Origin of the sequence: Komagataeibacter oboediens (assembly GCF_018491655.1) — a bacterium.
GTDB classification, from domain to species: Bacteria; Pseudomonadota; Alphaproteobacteria; order Acetobacterales; family Acetobacteraceae; genus Komagataeibacter; species Komagataeibacter oboediens.
Genome location: NZ_JABLUU010000004.1, coordinates 121,883 through 141,350 on the forward strand (window position 1 = coordinate 121,883; position 19,468 = coordinate 141,350).

16 protein-coding genes and 1 tRNA gene are annotated in these 19,468 nt (G+C 63.5%); 12 read left to right on the plus strand and 5 right to left on the minus strand.

Annotated features, from left to right (window positions below; translation table 11 throughout):
• Positions 1-68: 68 nt before the first annotated feature.
• The 6 genes from rpmF to HNO79_RS05445 all read left to right on the plus strand — a co-directional run bounded on the left by rpmF (position 69) and on the right by HNO79_RS05445 (position 3,944).
• The gene (gene rpmF / locus HNO79_RS05420) at positions 69-272 is read left to right on the plus strand and encodes a 50S ribosomal protein L32 (protein ID WP_010506434.1); all 204 of its coding nucleotides are present in this window, start codon (positions 69-71) and stop codon (positions 270-272) included.
• A 166-nt stretch (positions 273-438) separates the two neighbouring features.
• The gene (gene plsX / locus HNO79_RS05425; protein WP_214164991.1) at positions 439-1,530 is read left to right on the plus strand and encodes a phosphate acyltransferase PlsX; all 1,092 of its coding nucleotides are present in this window, start codon (positions 439-441) and stop codon (positions 1,528-1,530) included.
• Between the two features lie 81 nt (positions 1,531-1,611).
• Entirely contained in the window at positions 1,612-2,583 is a 972-nt protein-coding gene (locus HNO79_RS05430) for a beta-ketoacyl-ACP synthase III (protein ID WP_214164990.1), read from the plus strand.
• 99 nt (positions 2,584-2,682) lie between these two features.
• On the plus strand, positions 2,683-3,006 hold the full coding sequence (locus tag HNO79_RS05435; protein WP_010512906.1) for an integration host factor subunit alpha: 324 nt from the start codon (positions 2,683-2,685) through the stop codon (positions 3,004-3,006).
• Entirely contained in the window at positions 3,003-3,785 is a 783-nt protein-coding gene (locus HNO79_RS05440) for a MerR family transcriptional regulator (RefSeq protein ID WP_214164989.1), read from the plus strand. The genes HNO79_RS05435 and HNO79_RS05440 overlap by 4 nt, the downstream gene beginning before the upstream one ends.
• An 85-nt stretch (positions 3,786-3,870) precedes the next feature.
• Positions 3,871-3,944: transfer RNA gene (locus HNO79_RS05445), tRNA-Pro, on the plus strand.
• Between the two features lie 93 nt (positions 3,945-4,037).
• Here the strand turns inward: HNO79_RS05445 and HNO79_RS05450 are convergent.
• The 3 genes from HNO79_RS05450 to HNO79_RS05460 are packed head-to-tail and all read right to left on the minus strand — an operon-like array spanning position 4,038 to position 8,192.
• The gene (locus HNO79_RS05450; RefSeq protein ID WP_048855714.1) at positions 4,038-5,192 is read right to left on the minus strand and encodes an AI-2E family transporter; all 1,155 of its coding nucleotides are present in this window, start codon (positions 5,190-5,192) and stop codon (positions 4,038-4,040) included.
• Between the two features lie 40 nt (positions 5,193-5,232).
• The gene (locus tag HNO79_RS05455; protein WP_214164988.1) at positions 5,233-7,314 is read right to left on the minus strand and encodes a S9 family peptidase; all 2,082 of its coding nucleotides are present in this window, start codon (positions 7,312-7,314) and stop codon (positions 5,233-5,235) included.
• A gap of 26 nt (positions 7,315-7,340) precedes the next feature.
• Positions 7,341-8,192: an NUDIX hydrolase gene (locus HNO79_RS05460; protein ID WP_029329211.1), complete on the minus strand. Its 852-nt coding sequence runs from the start codon at positions 8,190-8,192 to the stop codon at positions 7,341-7,343.
• Positions 8,193-8,303: 111 nt separating this feature from the next.
• Between HNO79_RS05460 and HNO79_RS05465 the strand changes: the two genes are divergently transcribed.
• The 4 genes from HNO79_RS05465 to fusA all read left to right on the plus strand — a co-directional run bounded on the left by HNO79_RS05465 (position 8,304) and on the right by fusA (position 13,295).
• The gene (locus HNO79_RS05465) at positions 8,304-10,145 is read left to right on the plus strand and encodes an ABCB family ABC transporter ATP-binding protein/permease (protein ID WP_275954645.1); all 1,842 of its coding nucleotides are present in this window, start codon (positions 8,304-8,306) and stop codon (positions 10,143-10,145) included.
• Positions 10,146-10,244: 99 nt separating this feature from the next.
• Positions 10,245-10,511 carry a hypothetical protein gene (locus HNO79_RS05470; RefSeq protein WP_010512913.1) on the plus strand — a complete coding sequence of 89 codons (267 nt, stop codon included), beginning with the start codon at positions 10,245-10,247 and terminating at the stop codon, positions 10,509-10,511.
• 181 nt (positions 10,512-10,692) lie between these two features.
• Entirely contained in the window at positions 10,693-10,992 is a 300-nt protein-coding gene (gene rpmB, locus HNO79_RS05475; RefSeq protein WP_010512914.1) for a 50S ribosomal protein L28, read from the plus strand.
• A 215-nt stretch (positions 10,993-11,207) separates the two neighbouring features.
• Entirely contained in the window at positions 11,208-13,295 is a 2,088-nt protein-coding gene (fusA, locus tag HNO79_RS05480; RefSeq protein ID WP_010512915.1) for an elongation factor G, read from the plus strand.
• 472 nt (positions 13,296-13,767) lie between these two features.
• On the opposite strand, the gene HNO79_RS05485 is transcribed toward fusA, so the two are convergent.
• Positions 13,768-14,640 carry an MBL fold metallo-hydrolase gene (locus HNO79_RS05485; protein ID WP_214164986.1) on the minus strand — a complete coding sequence of 291 codons (873 nt, stop codon included), beginning with the start codon at positions 14,638-14,640 and terminating at the stop codon, positions 13,768-13,770.
• Positions 14,621-17,425 (minus strand): phosphoenolpyruvate carboxylase, encoded by a 2,805-nt coding sequence (locus tag HNO79_RS05490; protein WP_010512918.1) that lies wholly within the window; start codon positions 17,423-17,425, stop codon positions 14,621-14,623. Before HNO79_RS05490 ends, HNO79_RS05485 begins: the two co-directional genes overlap by 20 nt.
• A gap of 153 nt (positions 17,426-17,578) precedes the next feature.
• Between HNO79_RS05490 and HNO79_RS05495 the strand changes: the two genes are divergently transcribed.
• Complete coding sequence (locus HNO79_RS05495) at positions 17,579-18,874, plus strand: DUF445 domain-containing protein (protein WP_010512919.1); 1,296 nt, start codon at positions 17,579-17,581, stop codon at positions 18,872-18,874.
• Positions 18,875-18,996: 122 nt separating this feature from the next.
• Positions 18,997-19,458: an SUF system Fe-S cluster assembly regulator gene (locus HNO79_RS05500; RefSeq protein ID WP_010512920.1), complete on the plus strand. Its 462-nt coding sequence runs from the start codon at positions 18,997-18,999 to the stop codon at positions 19,456-19,458.
• The last annotated feature ends 10 nt before the right edge of the window (positions 19,459-19,468 follow it).

Consider the following 19,468-nt stretch of genomic DNA (forward strand, 5'->3'; position numbering starts at 1 on the left):
AACTGACCGGTGTATCGCCACGATGGTGTGCCTGCCGGTTGTGATCCAGATCGGAGGGGCCCAGGCCCATGGCTGTACCCAAGAGAAAAACCTCGCCGTCCCGTCGTGGCATGCGCCGCAGCCACGCGGCACTCAGCGTTCCGGCACATGCGGAATGCTCCAACTGTGGCGAACTGAAGCGCCCGCATCACGTCTGCAGCCACTGCGGACATTATGACGGCCGTGAAGTCGCATCTGCCGGCAAGGCACTGAAGACGGCGGTCCGCGCCTGATAACAGGACGCTGCTGGCGTCATTACCCGGCAAAGGCGCAGTTCGCATGGACTGCGCCGATGGGCGTGCCTGAGGCCGTCCTGTCCGGGTCGCGCTGGGGCGGGGACATGCCAAAGTGTACGTCCCCGATCTTGCGCGTTCCTTCCTTACCCGGCACAAGACGAGCATGAGCGAGACAGGTTTCTCCTTTTCCGAGACTGGGTCCTATACCCTGGCCATAGATGGCATGGGTGGGGATGGTGGTCCGGAAGTTGTGGTGGCCGGACTGGCGATTGCGGCAGACCGACATCCTTCGGCCAGGATTCTTCTGGTGGGGGATGAGGCAAAGTTGTCCGGCCTTCTGAGCCGCCATCCACGCGCGGCCGCCATCTGCACAATCCTTCCGGCCGGTTCGGCAATTCCCATGGACATGAAGCCCACGGCGGCGTTGCGCGTGCGCGATTCCTCCATGCGGCTGGCCATGGATGCGGTGGCCAAAGGGGCCGCGCAGGGTGTCGTATCCGCCGGGAACAGCGGGGCGATGCTGGCGCTGGCCAAGATCGTGGTCAAGACACTCCCCGGCATAAGCCGCCCGGCCATGGCGGCACTCAGCCCCACGACACGCGGCGACGTGGTCATGCTTGACCTCGGCGCGAACGTATCGTGCGACTGGCGCAACCTTGTGGAATTCGCCGTCATGGGCGAAGCCTTCGCCAAGGCGGTGTTGGGCCTGCCCGCACCGACGATCGGACTGCTGAATGTCGGGTCGGAAGAACTGAAGGGCGATGAACGCCTGCGCCAGGCGGCCGAAGTGCTGCGGGGTAGCGCGCTGGCCGGACAGTTCCACGGCTTTGTCGAAGGTCATGACATTACGGCGGGTACGACCGACGTGGTGGTGACCGACGGCTTTACCGGCAACGTGGCCCTGAAAACCGGAGAAGGCGCGCTGAAGATGGCGTTCACCCTCCTGCGGCAGGTCTTTACGTCCAGCCTGCTGGGCCGGATCGGTTATCTGCTGGTTCGTCCGGGACTGGAACGGATGAAGGAATGGCTGGACCCGCGCCGGTACAATGGCGCGGTGTTCGTCGGCCTGAATGGTGTTGTGGTCAAGTCACATGGCGGCACGGATGCCGAAGGGTTCGCCGCTGCGGTCGATGTGGCAATGGACATGGTCACGCACCGCTTTACGGATGGCATACGTGACCGCCTTGCGCATATGGAAAACCTGACATCCGTCAAGGTGACTCCGGACCCGCAGCAGGCGGTGGCTGCATCCTGACCCTGTAACATCCGGTATGGGGCAGGCTGCCATGGCTGATCCCACCCGTGCATGTGAGATGATATTGGTGGAAAAACAGGCATGACGGCGAAACGCTCGCTTCTGTCCGGATTCGGTGGTTACCTGCCCGAGCGGATCGTGACCAATGATGAACTGGCGTCCCGGCTCGATACATCCGATGAATGGATCCGGGGGCGTACCGGCATCGGCCAACGCCATATCGCCGGTGAAAACGATACCGCCGTTTCCATGGCGGCGCAGGCCGCGCGCCGGGCGCTGGATTACGCTGGTGCAGCACCAGACGATGTTGACGCCATCATTGTCGCGACCAGCACGCCTGATCAGGCATTCCCCTCGACCGCCGTGCGCGTGCAGGCCGAACTGGGCATGACGTCCGGATTCGGCTTTGACCTTGCAGCAGCATGCTCGGGCTTCATCTATGCGCTGTCCATGGCCGATTCGCTGATTCGCAGCGGCCAGGCTCGTTCAGTGCTGGTGATCGGCAGCGAAGTCTATTCGCGTATCCTCGACTGGTCGGACCGTGGAACATGCGTGCTGTTTGGTGACGGTGCCGGGGCTGCCTTCCTGACCGCCGCCGGACCGGATGACGGGGATGCGGGCATCCTGTCCACCCACCTGCATTCGGACGGGCAGTATGGCGACCTGCTGTATGTCGATGGCGCCACGGGGCAGCATGACAGGCCCGCCCATTTGCGCATGCAGGGGCGCGATGTGTTCCGTCATGCGGTGGGCAAGCTATCCGCTTCGGTTGATGAGGCGCTGGCGGCGAATAACCTGAGCCATGCGGATGTGAACTGGCTTGTGCCGCATCAGGCCAACCTGCGCATCATTGACGGCGTGGCGCGCAAGCTTGCGCTGCCGGCGGAACGGGTGGTGGTGACGGTGGACCGGCATGCCAATACATCGGCCGCATCCATTCCCCTGGCGCTGAACGAAGCCGTGCGGGACGGGCGCATACGTAAGGGTGACCTTGTGCTGATGGAAGCGCTGGGTGGCGGACTGACATGGGGTTCGGCACTGGCGCGGCTGTAATGTCGTTTCGGTACCACATTGAAATGGATGCGCAATAAACCGCCTGCGCACTGAATACATTCAATTGACGATGATGGCGCTCATGCATAACGTTTACGCATGAGCACCGTGACACGCGCCACTCTGGCAGAACAGATATATGATCAGGTCGGGCTGTCCCGCCATGAATCCGCCGATATTCTGGAAGATATTCTGGAACGGATGGCACGGACACTTGAAACCGGCGATACCTTGAAAATAAGCGGGTTTGGCACGTTCTCTGTCCGGCAGAAGGGGCAGCGCACGGGCCGTAACCCGAAAACAGGGGTGGAAGTGCCGATTCTTCCGCGTTCTGTTCTGGTGTTTCGCCCCAGCCAGCTGCTTCGTGCCCATGTCAATGGACAGTCCGGTGGGGAAGGCCCGCCGGAAGGAGACGATGAATGAGCACGCAGCACGAAGCGCCAGCCGAAACCGTGTCAACGCAGGCCATGACGCAGCCGGATACGGACAGCCTGCCCATTTACGAGGTCGCGCGTGAACTCGGGCTGGCCCAGCATGTCATGCGCATGTGGGAATCCCGTTTCCCGCAGTTGCATCCGCTGCGGGGGCAGGGTGGACGGCGGTACTATCGCCCGCATGATATCGCGGTGCTGCGGCGGATTGCCGACCTGCTGTATGTCCGTAAGCTGTCTGTTGCGCAGGCGCAGGCGGAACTGGGGCAGGACGCGGCCCTGGCTGCGGAACCTTCACCCGTGATCGATGCCGCACCCGCGGCCCCGGTCGCGCCGGAAGTCGCCCCTGCGCATGTCGCGGCAGAGATACCGGTCACGCCGGTTCCGCCGGTAGAGCAGGCACAGGGGGAAGAACCTGTCGCCGGAGACACCCCGGCGCAGCCGGAGCACGCGCCTCCGGCGACCATGACTGTCGAACAGGTCATGATTATCGAAGAAACTGTCGGGACCATACAGGTGCCGGACGCCGCTGCCCCGGTTCATGAAGTCTCGCAGGATACGGCACCGGTGGATGACGCGCCCCCGATCGCTGCTGCGTCCGAAGATGCTGCGATGTCGGATGACGATGCGACGGATGAAGACGAAATGCCGCTTGAGCAGATCGTCATGATCGAACTGGAACGCCTGCAGGGGGAAAACGCCATGCTGCGTGAAAGCCTGCGTGGCGTGCTGGTGGAACTGCAGGCCCTGCGTGAGATGGTGCCTGTCTGATTTATCCGGTTTTTTTTCATTTTTGCGCATATCGTGGCTTGCCGTCCCCTAACTGGCCTGCTACACCCTGCGCATCGCAGACAGGCGGGCAGTAGCGCAGCCTGGTAGCGCATCAGTCTGGGGGACTGGGGGTCGTGGGTTCGAATCCCGCCTGCCCGATATCCCTGTCTGCGATAAAAAATTATGGGCGATCGCCACGATTGAAGCACCTGAAACCGGGTGCTTTTTTTGTATCTTCCGTTCGCCTGTGCGTCAGTACCGCGCACGGCTCCAGTTCAGCCACAGCATGTGCAGCACCGCCATGATGGCAGGCCCGACAAATAGTCCCAGCAGGTTCCAGCTTTCCGCGCCGCCCAGAATGCCGGTCAGCACCCACAGGAAGGGAAGCTGGGTTGATCCGCCAATCAGGGCAGGGCGCACCAGGTGGTCCGCCAGCAGGATCACGGCAATCCCGAACAGAATGATGGCAATGGCCGTCAGCACCGCCCCGGTATTGATCACCAGCATCAGGGCGACGGCGCTGATGGCGATCAGGGCGCAGAAGGGGATCATGGCCGCAATGGCGGTTATCACACCAAACAGGAAGGGGTGGGGCGCACCTGCGACCAGATAGGCAAGGCCCATCAGCATGCCTTCGCCAATTCCCACCAGTACCAGCCCCGATACCGAACCATGGACGGATGCGATAATCTGTAATGCAATCCGTTCGCCCCTTTTGCCAAAAGCGCGACGGGAGACGTTCAGGGACTGGCGGATGACCGAATCCCCGTCCTTGAGCAGGAAAAACAGTGTCAGGATGGCAAAGGTGAACAGCAGCACCCGATGCAGCACCTGTGATCCAAGCTGCTGGGTGACCTTCATGCTCTGCCCGATATTCATCGACCCGAGAAGGGCGGACACATCGGCAGGGTTTTTCAGGTGATCGTTCCACCATGCCTCGACTGTCTGCCGCCCATAGGGCAGGTGACTGACCCATGGCGGAAGGGGAATGCCCGAATGCCGCGCATCATTAAGCAACCTGAGCACGCTTTCCGCCTCGCGTCCCGCCTCAAGTCCGAACAGGGCCAGTGGCCCCAGGAAAATAAGGGCGATCGCCAGCGTGAACACGACAGGCAGCAGCGTGCGGTGGGCACGCGAATGCCACCGCGTGCGGGCACGCACATAAAGCGGCCATGACGCGATGGCGAATATGCAGCCCCAGATCAGCGATGGCAGGAACCCGCGTACGGTGTACAGCGCCAGCAGCACGAAAAACAGTGCCAGCCCCGCGCGCGCCATGCGCTGCGTGCGCTGGGTTGCGCTGAATGACCGGAAGGTTTGCATCGTGGATGCAGGATCCACGCGGCGGCCCGGCATGGGGGTGCCTGCCTGATCCTGATCCGCGTTGTAGGGATCCGTCATGGTCATTCCTCTGGAAAACGGGCTCGTGTCAGCAAAGACATTAATCCTATGTCGGCGTCGTCGTTTCAACGGCCCATAGGGCAAAAGCGTGAATCAGGGCGGCTTCTTTCAGGGAATCGAACCGGCCTGTCGCCCCGCGGTGTCCTGCTTCCATGTTCGTGCGCAGCATGATGGGCCGGTCCGACCGGTTGTTATCCCGCAGGCGGGCAACCCATTTCGCCGGTTCCCAGTAGGTGACACGCGGATCGGTCAGGCCGCCCATGGCCAGGATGGCGGGATAGGCGCGGGGGGCCACCTGTTCATACGCGGCATAGCTGGCGATCAGGTCATAGGCATCCGCGTCTTCCAGCGGGTTGCCCCATTCGGGCCATTCCGGCGGTGTCAGGGGCAGGGTGTCGTCGGACATGGTATTCAGTTCATCCACGAACGGTACTACCGCGACGATGCCTGCGAACAGGTCGGGCCGCATGTTGGCGATTGCGCCCATTACCATGCCGCCAGCCGACCGGCCGTCCGCCACGATCCGGCCCGGCGCGCCGAAGCCCGCATCGGTCAGGGATGTAGCACAGGCGATGAAATCGCTGAAGGTATTGGGCTTGTTGCGTCCCCGACCGCCCAGGAACCAGTTCCACCCCTTTTCCGACCCGCCGCGCACATGGGCAATGGCATAGAACCATCCCCGGTCCACAAGGCTGAGCACGCGGGTGGAGAAGACAGGGTCAATCGCGTGACCATATGATCCGTAACCATACAGCAGCAGCGGGGCGGAGCCGTCTATGGGGGTATCATGGCGCCCCAGCACGGTGACGGGCACCTGCTCGCCATCCGGCGCCTGCGCGCTCAGGCGCCAGCAGCGGTACTGCGCCGGATCATGGCCCGAGGGAACGGACTGCTGCTTGAGCAGGCGGTCCGCGCACGTCATCATGTCCTGTGCATGCCACTGCCGTGGCGTGGTGGGGGACTGGTAAATATAGCGCAGTTCGGTCGTGTCGTATTCATAGCCGCCTGCGAATGTCAGGTCATAGGCGGCCTCATCCGGCTCCAGCGCATGGGTGTGGCCGTCAAGGTCGCGAATGACGATGCGCGTGTTCGCATCCCGTCGTTCCCGCCATGCAATGTGACCCGACCAGACCATGCAGTCAGTAATGTAGCGACCCGGTTCATGCCCGATCAGGTCACGCCAGTTCTCGCGCCCCGGCGCGCTGTCGGGCGTGGTCATGATCTTGAAGTCATATGCGCCATCGGCATTGGTCAGGATGATGAAGTGGTCGCCCTGATGGTACAGCCCGTACATCAGCCCGGTCTGGCGCGGGGCAGCGCAGGCGGGCGCGGCCTTCGGGTCGTGGCCGGGAACCAGCCAGGATTCGGATGTGTCGTGGTTGCCAGTGGAAATGATGATCCAGCCACCCGAACGCGTCGCGTCCACGCCCACGAAGAAACCTGGGTCAGGTTCTTCGTATACCAGCGTATCCGTATCCTCCCCGATGCGGCGGCGATAGACGCGGGCCGGGCGGCCATGTTCATCCCGCCAGACCCAGAACAGGAAGCGGCTGTCGGGAGAAAAGACAAAGGCCCCGCTGCAGTTGTCCACGGAGGGCAGGGCGGGCGCGTCCGTACTGGCGAGGCGGCGGATGTGGATGCGATAGATTTCGGACCCCTGCGTGTCCTCGGCATAGGCGAACAGGGCATGGTCGGGGCTGTGGCTGGTGGTGGCGACGGCGTAATAGTCATGACCGCTGGCCGCCGCGTTGACATCCAGCAGTACCTCTTCCGCCTGTGGCTGGCCCACGGGGTAGCGTGTGTAGACGGGATACTGCGCGCCAGGGGCATAGCCGGTCTGGTAGAAGAATGGCCCGTGGGGGACGGCGGGATAGGTATCGTCAGGCTGTATCCGGCCCTTCATTTCCGCCACAAGCTGTTCCTGCAGCGTGTCCGTGCCCGACAGGACGGACTGCGTATAGGCGTTTTCCGCACGCAGGTGTTCGGCAATGTCAGGACGCAGCAAGGAGGGATCGCGCAGCACGTTCTGCCAGTTGTCGTCCTTCATCCACGCATATTCATCCTGACGCGTGCGGCCAAGCTGCGTGATGGTGCGGGGTATCTTGCGGGCAACGGGGGGAAGGGTCATCGCATGGTCCTTGCGCGGGCGGTGGCTCAGTCGGGTTTCGGGGCGTGCCAGCCCGTCAGGCCGCGGCGCAGGCGCTGGCCTTCGGGGGTGGCAGGATCGATCATGCCCGTGCGCAGGAACAGGTCGATCAGCACAAGGTTCACGTTGAACTTGAACTCATCGGTATCGCGGACCAGCGCATAGGCCTCCTCCAGCGGGATCAGGCGGAATTCCTCCACCTCCCCATCGGCGGGGGTGGGGACGAAATTGGCTGGCAGTTCCAGTTCGAAACAGTGCAGCACGTCACGGCGCAGCCCCTCGGGCCGGTCCAGCGCGTAGCGGATGTCCGCCGTGGCGCGGGCATGGGCCACCAGTTCGGGCGGCAGGCTGGCTTCCTCCGCCGCTTCCTTGATCAGGGCCTGTGCCGCCGTGTGGCCCGCCGGGATGCCGCCGGCCACCAGATGGTCCAGCTTGCCGGGGTCGAGGCGTTTGGTCATTGACCGCCGCGCGATCCACAGGTGCAGCCCATCAGGCCGCCGTACAAGTCCGTTAAGGTGCACGCCCGCCGCCATAAGGCCAAACAGCGGCAGAGCCCCGCGGTCAATGCGTGCCACGGGCGGCAGGGCCATGTCGGTCCAGACGTCAAACAGTTCGTGGTGGGAGCGGTAGGCACCTTCGCGGGCCATGGCCTCGCCCACCTGTTCCAGCCGGGCGGGGTCGGGCAGCGTGACGACGTGTCCCGCATGCGTCATGCCATGGCGCAGCAGGACCGGCAGCAGGTCGGGCTGCACCCATCCGGCGGGCTGCGTGCCCAGCCGGAATTCCAGCCGCCCGCCGGGCAGTACCGCCGTGTTGCAGGCGGCGATATGACGAAAAAAACCATCGAGGTTACGTGACATGATCCATCCCTGTCCTTCGGGCCATGGCTGGCATACCGGCTGCCCCATGGGCTGACAATCCTCCGGATGTCCCGCAATGGCGGGAGATATGGGTTGCAAAACCCGTAACGTATGCCACATGGCGTTCATATGGCTGTTTCCGACAAGACCCGGCATGACCTGCCGGAACGTTCCGCCGCCGCGACCCTGCGCGGCCTTCTGCCCTATCTGTGGCCCCGGCATGACCCGCGCACGCGCCTGCGGGTGGTGGGCGTATGCATCCTGCTGATCGCGGCCAAGGTCGCCACCATTGGCGTGCCCTATGCCTACAGTCGGGTGATCGACGCCCTGCAGCCTGCGGCGGGGCGGGCAGCCATGATGCCGCTGGTGCTGATCGTGGGGTACGGCCTGCTGCGCATGGCGGCAGCGGGGCTGGGGGAACTGCGTGATGCGCTGTTTGCCCCGCTGCGCTACCGCATAAGCCGGATCGCGGCCATGCGCAGCTTCACGCACATGCACCAGCTTTCGCTGCGTTTTCACCTCAACCGCCAGTCGGGCGGAGTGACGCGGGCGATCGCACGCGGGACGGAAGCGATCGAGACCCTGCTGCGTGTGGGGATGTTCAACGTGGCGCCGACCCTGATCGAGGCGTTGATGGTCATTGTCGTGATCTGGCGGCTGTTCGACTGGCGGTACGCGGTGGTGATGCTGGTGGCGGTGGCGGCGTACGTGCTGTTCACCATCAAGTTCACGTCGTGGCGGATCGGGCTGCGTCGCCAGATGAACGACATCAACAGCGAAGCAAGCTGGAAGGCGCTGGACAGCCTGCTGAATTACGAGACGGTCAAGTATTTCGGCAATGAGGAACACGAACGCAGGCGCTACGAGGACGCCCAGCGACGCTACGAGACCGCTGCCGTCCGTACCCAGATCTCGCTCAACGGGCTCAATTTCGGACAGGCCGCGATCATCGCCACGGCCCTGATCATCGTCATGCTCATGGCCGGACGAGATGTGGAGGCAGGGCGCATGACGGTGGGGCATTTCGTGCTGGTCAACACCTATCTCATGCAGCTTTACCTGCCGCTGAACTTCCTGGGCAGCGTGTATTCCTCGCTACGCAATTCGCTGGTGGACCTTGAACACATGTTCGCCCTGATGGATGAACAGGCCGACATTACCGATGCCAGGGACGCGCTGGACCTGCCCGCGCGGCTGGATGAAGCACCCGCGGCCGACATCCGTTTCGAGGACGTGCATTTCAGCTACCGCCCCGACCGCGAGATCCTGCGCGGGATCAGCTTCCATGTCCCTGCGGGCCACAGGGTGGCCATTGTCGGGCCGACGGGGGCGGGCAAGTCCACGATCAGCCGCCTGCTGTTCCGGTTCTATGATGTGACATCGGGCCGGATCCTGATCGACGGGCATGACATACGTGATTATTCGCAGGCGGCCCTGCGCGGGGCCGTGGGCGTCGTGCCGCAGGACACCATCCTGTTCAATGACACGATCGGCTACAACATCGCCTATGGCCGCCTGGGCGCCACGCAGGCGGAGGTGGAGCAGGCGGCGAAACTGGCCTGCATCCATGATTTCATCATGATCCTGCCCGAAGGCTACGCCACCCGGGTGGGCGAACGCGGGCTGAAGCTGTCGGGGGGTGAAAAGCAGCGCGTGGCGATCGCGCGCACCATCCTGAAGAATCCTCGTGTCCTGCTGCTGGATGAGGCGACGAGCGCGCTCGATACCCGCACCGAGCAGGACATCCAGACCGCCCTGCATACGGTGGCCGCCAACCGCACGACCATCATCATCGCCCACCGGCTGTCCACCATTGTCGATGTGGATGAAATCCTTGTGATGGGGCAGGGGCGGATACTGGAGCGCGGTACCCACCGCGCCCTGCTGGAACGCGGCGGCCTGTATGCCGAAATGTGGGCGATACAGGCCGAGGAAGACGCCGCCGGGGCCTGATCCGCCCCCACGCAATAATGGTGTGTGCATGCCCGTCCCGCACTGGTCAGCGGCGGCAAGGAAGTACATATCAGGAAGAACGCTAGAAGGAGCCGTGACATGACGGACACGAACAACCAGCCCCCCGAAGGGGACGCGATCCCCCCCGAACTGAGCCATTGCGGCGCGGTGGTGGACAAGGCCATCGAATACATGCTGGGTGAAAACCTGCCGCCGGTGGCCATTGCCTCCGCGCTGCTGGGCGGGTCACTGGGGCTGCTGTCGCGCACCATGGGGCGCGAGACCATGCAGGCCATGCTGGAAAACGCGCTGCACAGCGTGCAGGCGGGCGAACTACACCCCGACCACGACCAGAAGGCAGGCTGAGCCAGCAGGGGGAAAGTGGGGGCGAAAAGTCACGCTTTGCCCCCCATGCCGGACAAAAAACGCCGAATCATGCTTATGCATCTTGACTGTTGGCGGTGGTTTGGCGATAAGCCGCGCCTAATCTAGACGATCCTTGCCGGGCATTTATGCCTCGGCCACAGCTATATCCGAGGATGATAAAATGTCTCGCCGCTGCCAGATCACAGGCAAGGGCGTGCTGACGGGCAACAACGTCAGCCACGCCAACAACAAGTCCCGTCGCCGCTTCCTGCCCAACCTGCAGGAAACCTCCCTGCTGTCCGATATCCTCGGCACGGCGGTTCCCATGCGCATGACCACCAACGGCATCCGCACGGTCGAGCACAATGGCGGTCTGGACTCGTTCCTGCTGTCCACCCCGAACCGCAAGCTGACGCCGGAAGCCCTGACGGTGAAGCGCCGCATCCTGCGCGTTCAGGAAAAGAAGGCCGCAGTCGCCTGATACGCGACCGGGCCGTCCGCCGCCCCGCGCTGCAGGGTGGTGGCGGCCCGTCTGTCGTAGATAAAGCCTGACTGAGGTCTGGTGCATTGTTCCGCTGTGCCGGTCTGCGTCGTCCATGTTGAAAGAGACTGAGGGCGGAAGCAGCTTACGGTTCCGGCAGGCGCGAAAGGGAAAGGTTCCCGTTCGCGCCCGTGTTGTCTTGTGGAGGTTCCCCCGTGTCCGCCAAGTCTGATCTGTCCCTGATTCGCAATATCGGTATTACCGCGCACATCGATGCCGGCAAGACCACCACCACCGAGCGTATCCTCTACTACACCGGTGTGTCCCATAAGATCGGTGAGGTGCACGAGGGCAACACCACCACCGACTACATGGCGCAGGAGCGTGAGCGCGGCATCACGATCACCTCGGCTGCCGTGACGTGTGAGTGGGAAGGCCACCGCATCAACATCATCGACACCCCGGGCCACATTGACTTCAACATCGAAGTCAATCGTTCGCTGCGTGTGCTTGATGGTGCGATCTTCATCATCGAAGGCGTGGCCGGCGTGCAGCCGCAGTCCGAGACCAACTGGCGTCTGGCTGACCGCTACAACGTGCCCCGCATCATCTTCATCAACAAGCTGGACCGTACCGGCGCCGACTTCTACTACGCCTTCAGCACCCTGAAGGAGAAGCTGGACATCGTCGCGATCCCGCTGCAGCTGCCCATCGGCGCCGAAGAAAACTTCGTCGGTGTGGTCGACCTGATCGAGATGCGCGCCATCGTCTGGGAAGGTGGTGAGCTGGGTGCGAAGTTCCATTACGAGGAAATCCCCGACGACCTGAAGGAAAAGGCCGCCGAAGCGCGCCAGAACCTTCTGGACACCGCGCTGTCCGTTGATGACGCGGCGATGGAAGAATACTTCGACAAGGGCGACGTGGACGTTGCGACGCTGAAGCGCTGCATCAAGAAGGGCACCATCAAGGGTGACTTCCGTCCCGTGCTGTGCGGCACCGCGTTCAAGAACAAGGGCGTGCAGCCCCTGCTTGACGCCGTCATCGACTTCCTGCCCGCGCCGGACGACGTGGAAGGCATCCGCATCGCCCCGCCGGAAGATGAGGAAGTTGACGAAAACAAGCTGCCGATCATCCCGGTTGACCCGGATGGCAAGTTTGCCGGCCTGGCCTTCAAGATCATCAACGACAAGTATGGCACACTGACCTTCGTGCGCGTCTATCGTGGCGTCCTGCGCACCGGTGACACCGTGCTGAATACCACGAAGGGCCACAAGGAACGTATCGGTCGTATCTTCCAGATGCACGCTGACAAGCGTGAGGAACTGAAGGAAGTGCACGCTGGTGACATTGCCGCCTTCGTGGGCCTGAAGGACACGCAGACGGGTGATACGCTGGCCGATTCGTCTGATCCGGTCGTGCTGGAACGCATGAGCTTCCCGATCCCGGTCATCGACATCTCCGTCGAGCCGAAGACGAAGGATGCGGTCGAGAAGATGACGCTGGCGCTGCAGAAGCTGTCCGGTGAAGATCCCTCGCTGCGTCTGAAGACCGATCAGGAAACCGGCCAGACCATCCTGTCCGGCATGGGCGAACTGCACCTCGACATCATCATCGACCGTCTGCGTCGTGAATATGGCGTGGATGCGAACATCGGCGCGCCGCAGGTTGCGTATCGCGAAACCATCACCCAGGCGCACACCGAAACCTATACCCACAAGAAGCAGTCGGGTGGTTCGGGCCAGTTCGCCGAAGTGAAGATCGAGTTCGCGCCGGTCGAGCGTAACGAAGGCATCTCCTTCGAGAACAAGGTCGTCGGTGGTTCGGTGCCGAAGGAATACATTCCGGCGGTGGACAAGGGTATTCAGGCGCAGGCTTCGACCGGCGTGCTGGCTGGCTTCCCCACGGTGGACTTCAAGTTCACGCTGCTGGACGGCAAGTACCATGATGTCGACTCCTCGGCGCTGGCGTTCGAAATCGCGGCGAAGGCCTGCTTCCGTGAAGGCATGAAGAAGGCCGGTCCGGTCATTCTCGAGCCGATCATGGATGTGGAAGTGACCACCCCGAACGATCACGTTGGTGACGTGGTGGGTGACCTCAACCGTCGTCGTGGCATGATCCAGAGCCAGGAAACCTCCGGTTCGACCGTCATGGTCCGTGCAATGGTGCCGCTGAAGGAAATGTTCGGCTACATCTCGCACCTGCGTTCGATGACCAAGGGCCGTGCATCCTTCACGATGCAGTTCCACCACTACGATCCGGTGCCCCGCAACGTTGCGGAAGAGATCATGGCGAAGTCCGCCTGATCTTTCTCGAAAGAGAGCATCAAAAGGAAACCGGCCTTCCGAAAGGGGGCCGGTTTTTTTTGTGCCTGCCCGCAGGAAGCAGAAAATATGCGGTTGGATGGTGTCGTCAGATGTATGTAAGGAAAGTCGGTGGCTCCATGGCATGCGCGCGTGTCGTTCAGCACGGTTTTTTTGTGTCGGACCGGAAGCCGGTAACTGCCCTGCGGGGCTGTAGACGACTCAATCTGATCGAACGTTCATGGACAGCCGAACGGTTTCGGGCATTGCGGCGTGTCATGAACGGTGCTGACGTTTCCCGCAGTTATACGATGGCCGCGCGCTCCCACAGCGATGACGGACGATACGTAGATGGCGTGAACGGGCAGGGGAACGGTTTCCGCTGCCTGACAGCAGTATTCTGCCAGATGGGTTCGTCGTTCAGGTGACGGATGGGATCCGGCCTGTTCGGGTGATGTGGCGCCGGGAAAGACGATCAGGCGATGATCTTCATCCACCTGTCCGCCTGATGGTGGACGCGGCCATCATGCTCCAGCTTTTCCAGATGGGCATGCAGGTTCAGTCGCGCTGCCCGGCGCAGGCCGGGACGCAGGTTGTGGTACATGCTGTCCACGATGTCATCCAGCGTGCGCGGTTCCACCGGCAGCAGCGTCAGGATGCTTTCTTCGCGTGCACGGCGGTGGGCGACCAGTCCCTCGATACAGGCTTTCACATGCGGTATCGCCGGGCCGTGCGCTGGCAGCAGCAGGCGGGCGTCGCGTTGCAACAGGTAGTCCATGCTGTCCAGGAACTGCTGGACCGACCCATGCGGGGCAGGGGGCACCATGGTGGTGGACCATCCCATGACATGGTCCCCGGTGAAGATGATGCCATCTGCCGTCTCCAGGCAGATGTGATCGCTGGCGTGCCCCGGCGTGTACAGCACCCTCAGTCCCGCAATTTCATCTTTGTCCCGTAGTCCGGTATCGGGGGTGAAGTCCGGTTCCGCGCTGGCATGAAAGCCGCAGACCGGAATGCCCAGCCGTGCCCCCAGCGGTCGCGCCCCCTCAAGGTGGTCACGATGGGTATGGGTCAGGATGATGTGGGTCACGGGACGATCCCCCGCAGCCGCCACCAGTGCGTCAAGATGGGCCGGGTCCGCGCTGCCGGGGTCAATGACCACGCATCCCCCGGCATGGTCCACCAGCCAGCTGTTGGTGCCATTACCGGTCATGGGGCCGGGATTATTCGCCACGACCCGCCGTATGGCGGGGGTCTGGGCTAACGCCACGCCATAGGGCGGGGGCGGTTCACTGATCCGCCACCCGTTGCGCGACGCCCTGGGGGGATTAGCCAAAGGCGCCGACATGGTGCATCACCCCGGTGCTGATTTCGCGCACCATCTGGAACAGGCGCTGCATCGGCTCGAAAATTTCGGTATATTCGCGGTGATAGGTGCCTTCCTGCCGGGGGCCGTGCGGTTCATGGAAATCAAGGTCGAAGCTGCCGTCCGAACGGTAGGGGAAGATCTGTTCCAGTTCCGCCAGCACACCGGGGATTTCCAGGCACAGCACCTTCAGCGTCAGCACATCACGCGAAAACGCATGCCGGGGCGAGAAATAGGGCACGCGCGTGGACAGCATCCAGATCTGCTCGATGATCGCGATGCGGATGGCATGCAGCAGCAGTTCATCGGGCTGCATGCGCGGGGCATCCGGCCATGCGCGGCGCAGTGCGAGGTGATCGGACTGGATACGCCGGAACATGGCCTGCGTGCTGGCCCAGAAATCAAGGTTTTCCAGCCCGTGCATAAGCGACAGGCAGGCTTCCTGCCGGGCCGGGTCCTTCTGCGTGGTGGCGCGTTCCAGCCACATATCGGGGTCCAGCAGCCGGATGACACCACGCAGCACGCCGTGATCGGAATGGGCCAGCCCGTGGGCGGCAAAGTCCATGGCGCGACGGAAACGGGGGCTTTCCGCCAGATATTTCTCGAACGTTTCGGGATGGCGCGCCGCCGCCGTGCCCAGCCCCTGCAATGTGTTCGCGCACCATGCAAGCTGCTGCAGGATGGCGTTGTTGGGAATGGCGCGAAGCTGGCTGGGGTGCTTGATGCGGGTCACGGTCGATGCCGCGTCGCTCTGCCGCGCGGACGGGCGCGATCCGGTCTTGTCGATCAGCGATGGCCCGAACGCGCCCAGAAGGGCAGCGTAGCCGGGGTCTTCCACCAGCCCGGTCATGCCGTTGGCGATGGTGGCGAAGAAATCGGCCGAAAAATCGGGTTCGTCATAAACTGGGTCGCGGTCCAGCGTGGTGGTGGCGAAGGCGTGTTCGGCAATGATGCTGACGGTGGCATCCGCCAGTGTCTGCGTGCCGAACAGAAGGTAGCCGTCCCCGCCCTGAAAGGCCGTTTCCTCGCGCATCTGGATCCCTGCACGGGTGAAGCGCGCGCGGGCATGCGGCGGGGAAAGGTAGTCGAAACGGTCCGCCAGCCGGTAGGGGTGCGCGCCACGGCCAATGCTTTCGCCGTGGGTGTCGAACAGGATGACCTCCACAAACGCCAGGTCCCACTTGCGCAGCAGGTCGCATACCTTGATGCGCAGCCGTTCGATTAGGTAGGTCGCGGCCAGCTGGCCCACATACCGCCCGGAGTCGGAAAAGCCGAACTGCAGGCTGAGCTTGCGCGTGCGCTGCAGGTAGGCGCGCCAGTGGGGGGAGCGCAGGGCCTCCTCCATGATCTGCTCGCCGTTTTCGAGTGCTTCCTGCGTCTCGAACAGGGGCGAGATCTCGATCATGTCCTCCACCCCGTACAGCCGCGCCAGCCATAGCGCGGTCAGCAGGGTGTAGCCGGTCTCGGTCTCGGCAATCAGGAAGCGGATGGGGCTGGTGCGGTCGATGTGGCGCAGGATCTGGCGCACCGTCATCATCAGCCGTCCCGCGCTGGCCTGTTCCATCAGCAGCGATCCGAAGTCGATCTCGATCGGGGTCACGGTCTCCAGCGCTTCGTTCATGCGGCTGATCAGCGCGCGGCGCTGGGCCGGGATGTCGGGGTTGTCGGTAATGCCCAGACGCTGGCGGGCGATGTTATGCAGCTGTGTGGCATTCAGGCGCGTATGCGTATGCGCCGCCGACAGGCCATGCGCCATGAAGCCCGCGCGCGCCACGACCAGCGCCATCTTGTCATCAGGGGCGGCGGCGTCGATCGCTTCGCTGAAGGCGGCGTTCAGGTCGTTGGTGCTGGTCAGCGCGTCGGCGCTGCGGGTGATCAGCACATCGGCAAAGCGGGACACCGCCTCGGGTTCCGGCCCGGTGGGGCATGCGGCGATCTGGGCGGCCACGGTGTCCAGCGCGGTCTGGATGCGGGGCAGCAGGTCGTTGGCGCAGCTCGTCACGGGTTCGATCTGGTCATGCAGGCGGGCAAGCTGCATCTGCTTCATGCGCAGCCGCAGGCGCAGCGTGTCCCACCACCCGATATCGGTGCGCCCGTCGGTATCGTAGCCGACCCAGCTGGTCATGATGATCGGGCGCGGCGCCAGCGTGGCCCACAGCTGCGGCCAGTGGGTCCGCGCTTCGGACAGCAGGATGGTGTTCAGCCGGTCCAGCGCGTTGCGCCCGCGCAGGATGGCCTGCGTCGCCAGCGTGAACTCCTCATCCAGCGTGGGCGGTCCCACGCGGCGGTGGGTCAGGAAGGCGGGCACGTGCGCCGGGGCCGTGGCGGGATTGGCGGAGGCAAGGTCCGCCAGCGCCTCGTATACCGGGTTGGCCAGCGCGAATGTGGGGTGCGCGGTAAACACGGCGGCGAAGCGGCTGCGTTCGATCGCGGCGCGGAAGCGGGCGATGGGCACGGGGCTGTCATCGGGGTCCGGCTGTACGATGCGACGGGCGACGTCACGCATGCGCGTGGCCACCGCCCCGTCCTCGGGGCCGTCCAGATAGGCGGCGATATGGTGCGCGCGCCCGGCAAAGGCCCGGTCGCGCAGCAGGCGCACGATTTCCTCCACCGTGTCCATCGACAGGGTGCCACCGGCCATCTGCCGGCCGATCTGACGCGCCAGCGCCATGACCGGGCTGCCGGTTGCGGTCTCGTCATGGCTGGTAATCAGTCGCTCCGCCTGGTGCAGCAGGTCAGAGACAGTCCGCGCGGCGGCTTCGGTCATCGTGTTGTCCTGTCATGAAAAAACGTCATGGTTTCCCCAAATCCCATGTTCGGCGGCGGGCCGCAATGTCCACCATGGCATATTCACGCCTATTTGGCGCGTTACACCGAGTGTTGCTTGGGCTGGAGGGGAGACAATGGTATCAAGGACTTCATGAACGGTATTCCACAAACGGATCAGGACGCGCGGCGTACGCTGCAACGTCACAAGCGGTCTGCGACCGGCCTGCTAGCAGTCATGGCGGGACTTACGGTCGCGGGGTACGCCCTGCCGCAGATGGGCTGGCTTGCGGAACGTCCGTGGCTGGAAATCCTGCGTTCGGGCACCAAGGCCGGGGTCGTGGGCGGCCTTGCCGACTGGTTTGCCGTGACCGCGCTGTTCCGCAGGCCCATGGGCCTGCCGATTCCGCATACCGCCATCCTGCCCGCGCAGAAGGAGCGCCTGGCGCAGGCGCTGGGGCGGTTCGTCTCGACCAACGTGTTCACGGAACAGGAAGTCGCGGCCGCGTTCAGCCGCATCGACCTGCCCTCCATCATCGGCAACATACTGCAGGAGCCGGAGACGCTGGACATGGTCAACCGCGCCGTGCTGGGGTCCGTGCCGCACGTGCTGGACCGGCTGGAGGACGGGCGGGCCAGTTCCGCCATCGCCCGTCTGCTGCCGACCCTGCTGGGCGGTGAGGAAATCGCCCCCGTCGTGACCCGCAGCCTGCGTGCGATGGTGGAAGGGGACTGCCATCAGGAAGTGCTGTCATTCCTGCTGTCGCGGCTGAAGGAGGGGATCAAGGCCAAGGAACCCGCCCTGCGCATGATGATCGAGGAACGCGTGCGCGAACAGGGTGGTCGCGTGCTGGGCTGGGCCATTGGCGGGTCGATCGCGACCAAGGTGCTTCTGGCGGCGGGACAGGAACTGGACCGGATCGACCCGCAGAATTCAGAATTGCGTGAGGGATTCACCACGTGGGTCCGCACCGAGATCGACCGCATCGAGCAGGATCCCGTGCGCCGGCGCGAAATTACGGACGCCGTGATGGGCGTGCTGACGCACGATAGCGTGCGCGGATGGAGCAGCGACGTCTGGCGCCGCCTGCGTCGCCTGATCGAGGAGGACATGAGCAAGGGGGACACCGGGTGGCTGTCCTCGCTCGTGCGTGATGCGCTGCAGCGTCTGGCGGACCAGATGTATCATGACGCCAGCATGCGCAAACGGGTTGAGGATGGCGCGCGCGGCATGATCATGGGCAGCCTGCCCTTCCTGCGGGACCGCATGTCGCGTTTTATTTACTCGGTCGTGAATGGCTGGGATGCAGAAAGTCTGAGTGACCGCCTGGAACTGCGGGTTGGCAAGGATCTGCAGTATATCAGGCTGAATGGCACGCTGGTCGGGTTTCTGGCCGGGTGCGGGCTGTCCGTGCTATTACAGCTGATATTCGGAACCGGGATCGGATAAGGCATGACCGCAGGGTACGATTGGACTTGACGACGCGCGGCTGGTAGCCCATCTGAAACTTCAGGAAACAGTACTGTTCCGGTCCAATTAGCCATGACCACCGGAACGGACGGGAGAGCGGAATGCTGAAACTGTCGAAACTGACCGATTATGCCGTCGTGGCTCTGGTCCGGCTGGGGCAGAAGAACGAGGTCACGACCTCGCCTGTCCTGTCGCGTTCGACGGGCATCCCCGAACCCACCGTTGCCAAGGTGCTCAAGATTCTGGCGACGCAGGGCATCGTGACCTCGCAGCGCGGGGCGCGTGGCGGCTACAGGCTTGCCCACCCGCTGGAGGAAATCTCGATCGCATCCGTGATCCAGGCGATCGACGGCCCCATATCGCTGACGACATGCGTGGATGGCGGGGATTGTGACGCCCGTTCCACCTGTGGCCTGGGTGGCCAGTGGGACATGGTCAACGCTGCCATCCGCAACGCCCTGTCCGCCATTACGCTGGCGGACATGAAAAACCATACAGTCATTGACAGACTGGGCGGCCTGCAGGCGCCGTCCATGCCCGGCGGGCCCGCGGCCACGGCCTGAAACAGGGGAG